Genomic DNA, 480 nt, shown 5'->3' with positions numbered 1-480 from the left:
CGGTGGGGTAACCCGCAAGGGAGCCAGCCGTCGAAGGTGGGGTAGATGATTGGGGTGAAGTCGTAACAAGGTAGCCGTATCGGAAGGTGCGGCTGGATCACCTCCTTTCTAAGGAAATACCCGATCACGATGATGATCGGATAGGAAGCYYAGCTTCCAAACTACAGGCAGTAGTCGCAGCTCGTTGTCAGTTTTGAAAGAGCAATACTCTTTCTAATAGAATAGTAATGAGGGCCTTTAGCTCAGCTGGTTAGAGCGCACCCCTGATAAGGGTGAGGTCGGTGGTTCGAGTCCACTAAGGCCCACCATTCTCTATTTTTTTCTGTTKTTTTGGGGCCATAGCTCAGCTGGGAGAGCGCCTGCCTTGCAAGCAGGAGGTCAGCGGTTCGATCCCGCTTGGCTCCACCAAAAGTAATTTTTTTTRARACTTGTWCYTTGAAAACTGGATAGCGAAAGAATGAAACATCCTTAAGCAATTAT

At 49.0% G+C, this 480-nt stretch carries 2 tRNA genes and 1 rRNA gene; all 3 read left to right on the top strand.

Features of this window, described 5'->3' with window-relative positions:
- Window positions 1-108 (top strand): 16S ribosomal RNA (locus AB4Y93_RS28865); the annotation flags it as partial.
- A 123-nt stretch (window positions 109-231) separates the two neighbouring features.
- Window positions 232-308, top strand: a tRNA-Ile gene (locus tag AB4Y93_RS28860).
- Window positions 309-332: 24 nt separating this feature from the next.
- Window positions 333-408, top strand: a tRNA-Ala gene (locus AB4Y93_RS28855).
- Window positions 409-480 lie beyond the last annotated feature (72 nt).

The organism is Paenibacillus sp. YAF4_2 (assembly GCF_052113225.1).
In the GTDB taxonomy this organism is placed as follows: Bacteria; Bacillota; Bacilli; order Paenibacillales; family Paenibacillaceae; genus Pristimantibacillus.
The sequence above is the reverse complement of the archived record's forward strand: the minus strand, read 5'-3'. Positions and strand labels throughout refer to the sequence as shown.